Origin of the sequence: Nakamurella sp., from assembly GCF_048594475.1 — a bacterium.
Taxonomy (GTDB): Bacteria; Actinomycetota; Actinomycetes; order Mycobacteriales; family Nakamurellaceae; genus Nakamurella.
In genome coordinates, this window is sequence record NZ_JBMDXT010000191.1 from 1 (window position 1) to 8016 (window position 8016).

General features: G+C 75.1%; 7 protein-coding genes. 2 read left to right on the plus strand and 5 right to left on the minus strand.

Translation table 11 applies throughout. From position 1 onward, the window contains the following. Nucleotides 1–157: 157 nt before the first annotated feature. The 5 genes from ACOJUF_RS09125 to ACOJUF_RS09145 form a co-directional block, all read right to left on the minus strand. Nucleotides 158–1477 carry an HRDC domain-containing protein gene (locus ACOJUF_RS09125; RefSeq protein WP_420121545.1) on the minus strand — a complete coding sequence of 440 codons (1320 nt, stop codon included), beginning with the start codon at nucleotides 1475–1477 and terminating at the stop codon, nucleotides 158–160. 55 nt (nucleotides 1478–1532) lie between these two features. After that, nucleotides 1533–2162: a LuxR C-terminal-related transcriptional regulator gene (locus ACOJUF_RS09130; protein WP_420121546.1), complete on the minus strand. Its 630-nt coding sequence runs from the start codon at nucleotides 2160–2162 to the stop codon at nucleotides 1533–1535. A gap of 227 nt (nucleotides 2163–2389) precedes the next feature. After that, nucleotides 2390–2989: a DUF3000 domain-containing protein gene (locus tag ACOJUF_RS09135; RefSeq protein ID WP_420121547.1), complete on the minus strand. Its 600-nt coding sequence runs from the start codon at nucleotides 2987–2989 to the stop codon at nucleotides 2390–2392. 125 nt (nucleotides 2990–3114) lie between these two features. Then, nucleotides 3115–4701 carry an alpha/beta hydrolase gene (locus ACOJUF_RS09140; RefSeq protein WP_420121548.1) on the minus strand — a complete coding sequence of 529 codons (1587 nt, stop codon included), beginning with the start codon at nucleotides 4699–4701 and terminating at the stop codon, nucleotides 3115–3117. Next, nucleotides 4698–5450 (minus strand): pyrimidine reductase family protein, encoded by a 753-nt coding sequence (locus tag ACOJUF_RS09145; protein WP_420121549.1) that lies wholly within the window; start codon nucleotides 5448–5450, stop codon nucleotides 4698–4700. The genes ACOJUF_RS09140 and ACOJUF_RS09145 overlap by 4 nt, the downstream gene beginning before the upstream one ends. A 49-nt stretch (nucleotides 5451–5499) precedes the next feature. Here ACOJUF_RS09145 and zapE point away from each other — a divergent pair, with 49 nt between their 5' ends. Together zapE and ACOJUF_RS09155 are read left to right on the plus strand one after the other, a co-directional pair. Continuing rightward, nucleotides 5500–6498: a cell division protein ZapE gene (zapE, locus tag ACOJUF_RS09150; RefSeq protein ID WP_420121550.1), complete on the plus strand. Its 999-nt coding sequence runs from the start codon at nucleotides 5500–5502 to the stop codon at nucleotides 6496–6498. 180 nt (nucleotides 6499–6678) lie between these two features. After that, entirely contained in the window at nucleotides 6679–7701 is a 1023-nt protein-coding gene (locus tag ACOJUF_RS09155) for an endonuclease domain-containing protein (RefSeq protein ID WP_420121551.1), read from the plus strand. Nucleotides 7702–8016 lie beyond the last annotated feature (315 nt).

An 8016-nucleotide genomic window follows, 5' to 3' on the forward strand; every position in this document is an offset into this window, starting at 1 on the left:
GGGGCGGTCTTTTCCGTACATGACACGGCCTTGTAAAAATGTTGCCGGGTCGAACCTCACGTATACACGCCCCGGCCGCCGTCGGCGCCACCCCGGGGTGCAGGGCGAGGGGCCGGCCCTCGACGCCATGCTACCCGCAAAGTTACCCGCGGGTAACTTAGGCCGGGCCGGCCTGCCGGATGGCCGCGCGCAGCACCGGGGTGGTCAGCTCGATCTGCCAGGGTCGCGCCCCCCGGTCGGCGAGCACCTGGGCCAGGGCGGCGTCCAGCCCGGCCCCGTCGCCGTCGGGCGGGGTCCACAGCACCCGGCGCACCAGGTCCGGCGACATCAGGTTCTCGACCGGGGTCTGCACGCGCTCGGACAGCTCGGCCAGGCCGGCCTTGGCCGACTGCAGCCGGGCGGCCGCCGCCGGGTCCTTGGACGCCCACTTGGCCGGGGCGGGCGGGCCGTCCCCGGCGAACCGCGACGGCGGCAGCTCCTCGACCGGGAGGGCCAGGGCGCGGGTGACCGCGGCCAGCCAGGTGTCGGCGTTGCGCCGCTGCATCCGGCCGGAGAACACCGGCAGCGCGATCAGCGCGCCGATGGTGGTCGGCCGGGCCGCGGCCGCGGCGATGATCGCCGAATCCGGCAGCACCCGGTGCGGCGCGACGTCGCGGCGCCGGGCCAGCCCGTCCCGGGCCAGCCAGAGTTCGCGGACCACGGCCAGCGCGCGCCGGTCGGTGATCTTGTGCACGCCCGACGTGCGGCGCCAGGGATCGGGACGCGGGGCGGGCGGGGGCGCCGCGACCAGGGCGGCGAACTCCTGATGGGCCCACTCGAGCTTGCCCTGGCGGATCAGCTCGGCCTCCATCGCGTCGCGCAGCTCGACCAGCACCTCGACGTCCAGCGCGGCGTAGACCAGCCAGTCGTGCGGCAGCGGCCGGGTCGACCAGTCGGCCGCCCCGTGCCCCTTGCGCAGCTGCAGCCCGAGCATCCGCTCGACCAGCGGGGCTAGGCCGACCCGGGGGAAGCCGGCCAGCCGGCCGGCGAGTTCGGTGTCGAACAGCGTCCGCGGCCGGATGCCCGCCTCGGCCAGGCAGGGCAGATCCTGGGTGGCCGCGTGCAGCACCCATTCGCTGCGGGCCAGCGGCTGGTCCAGCACCTGCAGGTCGCCCAGGGCGATCGGGTCCAGCAGGGCGGTGCCGGTGTCCCGGCGGCGCAGCTGGACCAGGTAGGCCCGGCCGCCGTACCGGAAGCCGGACGCCCGCTCGGCGTCGATGGCCACCGGCTCGGCCGGACCGTCGGCGAGCCGGCGGGCCCAGCCGAGCAACTCGCCCAGGCCGGTGACCGGGGCGACGACGGGATCGGAGGGTACGAGCAGCGGGACGGCGGTCGACTCCGGCGGGAGCGCCGGGTCGGGCGCCGTAGAGGTCCCCGCCGACGTCGACCCCGGCGCGCCGGCGACGCCGTCGCCGTCAACGTCCGTGGTGGGGGCCATCAGCGGAATTTACCGCGCCGGTGCGGCAGGGACGGGACAACGGTCCGGTTCGCGCTCAGGCGATGACCCCGGCGCGCATCGCGAGAGCGACCATGTGCGCGCGGTCGCCGGTGCCCAGCTTGCGCCCGATCCGGGCGAGGTGGCTCTTGACGGTGAGCGCGGAGAGGGACAGCTGGTCGCCGATCCACTTGTTGGAACGACCGTCGGCGACGAGCCGGATGACCTCGATCTCGCGGCTGGACAGGTCGTGGATGGTGGCCGGGATGGCGGCCGCCGCCGGGTTGGCCCGCCGGCCGATGAGCACGCCGCTGACGCCGGATCCGACCGCGTCGATGACCGGGCCGATGTCGGCCGTCGGGGCGAGCGCGATGGTGCGGGACCAGCCCGCGTCCCGCAGGGCCTGCACGAGCCGGACCGCCTCCGCGCCCAGCTGCAGGCTCACCAGGGCGAGCTCGCCGACGATCTGGCGCTGCACGATCTCCTCGGCCGCGGCGGCCGACGAGGCCTCGACGACCCGCCCGATGCCCACCTCGACCAGGCTCGCCTTCAACGGTTCGCGGGTCGCCCGATCGGGGTCCACCAACAACACGGTCGAGGACCGCAGCCCCGCCCGCGGCGCCTGCACCGCCGGGGTGCGCTGGGTCGGCAGCAGGATGCCCTGCTCGACCTGCGTACTTCGTTCCATGGCCCCCGCCCCCGTCGTTCCTGGCCCATGGGCCACCGAAAAACTGCTCACCGGACTTCCTCCCCACCCGGTCACGCAAACGTGCGTGACGTGCCAATTGTCCGGGTTGATCGGCCTACCGTCGAGTTAGAAGATCGACTCGGCCCTGACGTGCTTCGTCGGTCTGTTGTCACCCATAGTGTTGACCCTTCCGCCGTCCGTGGTCAAGCACCCGTAACGAGTAGCGACTACGAATCGTATCGGCTTGTTCGCGCAGCGAAAGCATCAGCCCGCTGGAGCAGCGTCACGCCTTCGGGCGGAAGGCCCGCAGCCGCCGCCAGGAACCCGGCGAACGCCTGTAGATGGACGTCGGTGTGCTCATCTGCCGTCCAGGATGCCCGGAGTTCGAGGTCATCCGCGCGCTGAGGCCCGGCAATGTCACCGAATCGGGTGGAACTCGTGGCCGTGACGGTGCCGCCGAGCGCGCTGAATCCGGCCCCGCTGGCCTCGAGGGACTCGGTCAACCAGCTCCAGGCGACCTCCGGCAACAGCGGATCCTGGGCGATCTCGGTGTCCAGCTCACATGTGGCGAACGCCACTATTCGTAGTTCCCCGCCCCAGGCCGGTACCCCGTCCGGGTCGAACAGCAGGACCAGTCGGCCGGACGCGGTCTCCTCCTCCGCGCCCACCGGGTACACCGCCACGGACACGGCGTGGCTGTAGGGCGCCAGGCGGGCCGGCGCCGGCAGCGGACCGACCTCGATCTCCCGGCGCAACCGGGCAAGCCCGAGCCGGGACACCGCCCCGCGGAAGGCGGCCGGTCCCGCCGCCGTCATGGACCCCGTCATGCCCGCGACCATACGACCGGGCACCGACAGTGCCCCGAAACCACGCCGGGATCGGCCCGCGGCGGGCGGCGTCGGGCCCGGCTCGGACGGGTCCGCCGGGCCGTTCGGGATCCGGGAGGCGGCCGTCAGGGAGGACAGAGCGTGCCGACGGCCGGCAGCTGACCCTGGAGCAGGTAGCCGTCCACCGCCGCACTCACGCAGGGGCTGGCCGGGTAGCTGCCGTGCCGGCCGGACTGCCAGCTCAGCAGCGTCGAGGAGGCGAGCTGACCGGCCAGCCCGCGCACCGCCTCGTAGGGCGCGACCGGATCGTTCACGGCGCCGACCACCAGGATCGGCGCGGCCCCGGTCGCCTTGACCGCGCCGAGCGCGTTTTCCGGCGCCGGCCACGACCCGCACAGCGCGGCCAGGCCGACGGTGTACGGGCCGAAGAGCGGGGCCGCCGACCGGGCCGGGCCGATCGCGGCGTCCAGCGTGTTCCCGGTGAGCCGGACCGCGCTGTCGTTGCAGGTGTAGATCAGTGTCGGGTCGAACCAGCCGTCGGTCTGCCGGGTGCCGGCATCCTCGCCGAGCGACTCCCGCAGCAACCCGACCAGCGAGCCGGTGCTGCCCTGACCGGCCGCGGCCAGCGCCGCGGCCAGCTGCGGCCAGCCGTCGGGGTCGCCCAGCCGCAGCAGCAGCGTCATCAGCACCGTGCCGCCGGTCACCCGGCCGTTGCCGGGCGCGGTGCCGGCGTCGAGCCCGGCGACGAGCTGTTCGACGGCGGCCCGGGGGTCGGCCCCCAGGGGGCAGCCGCCGGTGAAGCCCGGGCAGGCGGCGGCGAAGCGGTCCAGGGCCTGTTCGGCCGCCGTGGCGACCGCGGTGGCCCGGGCGTCCGGGGGGTCCAGCGGGTTGGCCGGCGCGTCCAGCACCGCGGCCTGCACGCGGGCCGGATACCGGTCGGCGTAGACCGCGCCGAGGGTCGCGCCGAACCCGCGGCCCAGCAGGGTGAGCCGGTCGGTGCCCAGTGCCGCCCGCAGGTGGTCCAGGTCGTCGGCCGCCTCGGTGCTGTTGACCAGCGGCAGGTCCGGGCCGCCGGCGTCGGTGCACTCGAAGGTGATGGAACGGGTCACGTCGGCCAGCGCCTGCGCCGCGGCCGCCGGCTCCGGGTCGGCGCCCAGGGTCGTCACCCCGGTCAGGTCCGGGCCCGTCACGCAGGCGATCGGGTCGGCGTCGCCGGTGCCGGCGAGGTCGACGGTCACCACGGCGAAGTGCTGGCGCACGGCGGCGGACAGGCCGCCGGCGACCGCGGCGACGTCGCTGCGCCCCTGGTCGCCGGGGGTGTTCGGCAGGACGACCAGCACCGGCGCGTCCGGCGCGACGCCGGCCGCCCGGGCCCGGGCGACCTCGATGCTGCGCCGGCCCACCCCGCCGACGGCCGCGCCCTCCGTGACGACCGTGGCGCAGTCGACCTCGAACTCCTGGCCGGTGGCCGGGTCGGTGTCGGCGACGTCCGCGCAGCGTTCCCAGCGGATCGGCTGCGCGCGCTGGCCCGGCCCGCCGGGGCCGACCGCGCTGCTCTGCGGCGGGGCCTGGGTGGTCGCGGCCGGGCCGGAACCGTCGACGGCGAGATCGGGCCGCTGCGACGGGCCCAGGGTGCAGCCGGCGAGCAGGGCCAGCGCGGCCGGCAGCGCCAGCGCTCCCGCGGCGCGCCGGCGGGCCGGTCCGATCCTCACCGCCCGGTCCGCCGGTAGCGGGCGAACAGGTGGGCGCCGTCGACCCCGATGGTCACCGGGGTCCAGTGGGCCGGGGAGGCCAGCTCGGTGGGCAGCAGGCGGGTCGCCGCCGACCCCAGCAGCATCGGGGCGATCGTCAGGCAGCACTCGTCCAGCAGATCCTGGTCGACGAGACGGCCGAGCAGATCCGGCCCGCCCTCGCAGTGGATCCGGCGGAACCCACGCTCGGCCAGGCCGCGGATCGCGGCGGCCAGGTCCACCGACTCCTCGCCGGCGAGCACGGCCGTCGCGGTGTCCGGCACCCGGTCCGCCGCCACCCGCGGGGTGACGACGATCGGGGCGGTCTCGAACGCCGTGAACAGTGGCAGGCCGGGGTCCAGGCCCCGGCCGGTCACGACCGCGATCGGGGGCGGGGCGGCCGGCCGGCCCCACCGGACGCGGCGGGCCCGGCGGGCGTCGTCCAGCTCGACGCCGGCGTACCCCTCGGCGCGGACCGTGCCCGAGCCGACCAGGATGACGTCGGCCAGGTCCCGCAGGACGGCGAACAGCCGCTGGTCGGCCTCGTTGCCCAGCCCGCCGGAGCGGCCGTCCAGGGCCGCGCCCCCGTCCAGGCTGGTGACCATGTTCGCGCGGACCGTGGGCCCGGGGGAGTCGGGCCAGGCGTACAACGCGGCGAGTTCGTCGTCGGTCCGGTCGCCCAGCTCGGGGCCGGCCGGCCGGCCCCGCCCGGCGGGTGTGTCTGCACGCACATCTCATCCGTACCAGACGCCGCGTGCGGTCCCGATACGCTGCACCGTCATGCCCATCGAACTGGTCGACCGTGACCCCGTGGTGGATGCGGACGAGCTGATCGACGGGCTGGTGCCGCCGCCCCGCTTCCGCGACGTGCGGTTCGCCACCTACCGGCCCGCGCCCGACGAGCCCAGCCAGCAGGCCGCCGTGGACGCGCTGTCCGCGTTCGCCGAGCAGGTCGGGACGCCGGTGAAGAAGGGCCTGTTCCGCCGGTCCGCGCCGGCCGCTGCGGGGGCGTTCTACCTCGACGGCGGGTTCGGCGTCGGCAAGACCCACTTGCTGGCCTCGGTCTGGCACGCCGTCCCCGGCCCCAAGGCGTACGGCACCTTCGTCGAGTACACCCACCTGGTCGGTGCGCTCGGGTACGCCGAGACCGTGCGGCGGCTGTCCGGGCACAAGCTCGTCGCGGTCGACGAGTTCGAGCTGGACGACCCCGGCGACACCATGCTCATGACCCGGCTGCTCGGGCAGCTGTCCGACGCGGGCGTGTCCCTGGTGGCGACCTCGAACACGCTGCCGGACAAGCTGGGCGAGGGCCGGTTCGCGGCGGAGGACTTCCGGCGGGAGATCCACGCCCTGGCGGCCCGGTTCCGCACCCTGCGGGTGGACGGCCCCGACTACCGCCACTCCGGGCTCGCCCCGGCGCCGCCGCCGCTGCCCGAGGCCGACCTGGTCGCCGCCGCACAGGCGCCCGGCGCCAGCCTGGACTCGTTCGCCGCGCTGACCGACCGGCTCAGCGCCCTGCACCCGTCCCGCTACGGCCGGCTGCTCGACGGCGTCGAGTCGGTCCAGCTCGCCGGGGTGGCCCCGCTGGAACACCAGTCGGCCGCGCTGCGCTGGGTCGTGCTGATCGACCGCCTCTACGACCGTTCCATCCCCGTCCGGGCCTCCGGCGCCCCGCTCGACGAGATCTTCACCCCGGAGATGCTCAGCGGCGGGTACCGCAAGAAGTACAAGCGGGCCACGTCCCGCATCCTGGCCCTGGCCCGCGACGCCGCGGCCTGACCCCGCCTGACCCCGCCCCGCCCCGCACGCCCGCCCGCCCCGCCCCGCCCCGCCCGCGAGTGTGCAGAAAGTGCCCCTTCGACGGGGTTGAAGGGGCACCTTCTGCACACTCGGCGCTTGCGGGCCGGGCGAATGTGGACAAGTCGAGGCCGGGTCACCGGGATCGGCCACGCTTGACGGGTGCCGCGCCCTCCGGACGAACTGCCGCCCGACCTCAAGGCGATCCCGTTCACCGTGGCCCAGGGTCGGGCGGTGGGCTTGAGCCCGAAGCGCATGCGCCGGCACGACCTGGAGCGACCGGTCCGCGGGGTGCGGCGGGCGGCCGGACCGGGTCAGCAGTCGGGCGGATCGGTGTGGGTCGCGGCCGACGCGGCCCTGCGCGAGCGGTGCTCGGCGCTGAAACTGGTGGTCCCGGACGGCGCGTTCTTCTCCCACCTGACGGCGGCTCGGCTCTGGCCGCTGCCACTCCCAGGATGGTCGACCGGAGACGGCCCGGTGCACGTGGCCGTGATGGAGCCGTCGATGTCGCCGCGCCTTCCGGGCGTCATCGGCCATCGGCTCAGCCACCACCTGATCTTCACCGTGTCGCGAGGCGGCTTCCGATCGGTCGACCCCGCCACCCTGTTCTGCCAACTCGCGGCCGTCCTCGCCCTGCCCGACCTGGTGGCGGTCGGCGACGCACTGATCCTGAGCCCAGGATTCCCCGAGGGGCCGGATGAGCGGCCCTACCTCGCCTTGGGCGACCTGGTGGATCGCGTCGATCGGGCATGCGGACGCGGCACGGTGAAGGCCCGGCGGGCGGTCGGCCTGATCCGTCAGGGCGCCGAGTCCCGCCCGGAGACGCTGGTCCGGCTGGCGATCGTCGAGGCCGGGCTACCCGAACCGGAGCTCAACCTCGACGTCCACGCCGCCGACGGCACCTTCATCGGGCGCGGGGACATGGTGTACCGGCGGTATCGGGTGGTCGTCGAGTACGACGGCGACCAGCACCGCACCGATACCCGGCAGTACGACCGGGACGTCGGCCGGCTCGACCTGTTCGCGGCGCACGGTTGGCGGGTGGTCCGGCTGACCGGACGGGCGTTCTTCGCGGACCGGGAGACCTGCCTGGCGCGGATCGGACAGGCCCTCGTCGCCGGCGGCTGGCGGCCCGCCCCCGTCCGCCGGGCGCGGGGCCATATGGGGCCCGTTCGGCCCCGTTGACGGGGCACTTTGTGCACACTCGCGGGGCGGGGCGGGGCGGGGCGGGGCGGGGCGGGTCAGGGCGGGTCGGGGCGGGTCGGGGCGGGTCAGGTCGGGGCGGGATGCTCCTATGGTCGTCAAGCTGCTTTGGCGGGTCGTTTTTCGGTGGACGCGGGTTTGAGGGCGAGGAAGACTTGAATCCCCCCGGCATGTCCGGAGACTCCAGAGCTTGGGAAGGTTGGAGTCATGCCGGGAGATTCAACGAGGCGGTACCCGCAGGAGCTCAAGCAGCGGGCGGTGCGGATGGTCACGGAGATCGCGGGCGAGCACGAGTCG